We start from the raw sequence: 323 nt of genomic DNA on the forward strand, positions 1-323 counted from the left end.
AACCCCGAAGCGACAAGCCGGCCCCTATAGCTCAGTCGGCAGAGCGTCTCCATGGTAAGGAGAAGGTCAACGGTTCGATTCCGTTTGGGGGCTCCGAAGACGAAGAAGGCCCCCGCCCTAGTGGCGGGGGCCTTCTTCGTGTTCGCCGGTCTGCTGGTGTGCGGCTGGGGGACACGCATCGCGAGAATGGCCATGTCGTCCGAGGCGGGCTCCGCGGCGAAGCGTTCCACCGCGCGCAGCACACGGGCGGTGACCGCGCCGGCCGTCAGGCCCGTACACGTGGTCAGGACCTCCGCCAGGCCGTCGTCGCCCAGCATGCGGGT

General features: G+C 68.4%; 1 protein-coding gene and 1 tRNA gene. Both read left to right on the top strand.

Going from position 1 to position 323, the window contains the following annotated elements:
• Positions 1–20 precede the first annotated feature (20 nt).
• A tRNA-Thr gene (locus tag PUR26_RS00850) sits at positions 21–93 on the top strand.
• A partial coding sequence (locus PUR26_RS00855) for a hypothetical protein (protein WP_329868215.1) occupies positions 85–323 on the top strand: 239 nt, incomplete at its 3' end. The genes PUR26_RS00850 and PUR26_RS00855, both read left to right, overlap by 9 nt.

Origin of the sequence: Streptomyces sp. SP18CS02 (assembly GCF_036322365.1) — a bacterium.
In the GTDB taxonomy this organism is placed as follows: domain Bacteria; phylum Actinomycetota; class Actinomycetes; order Streptomycetales; family Streptomycetaceae; genus Streptomyces.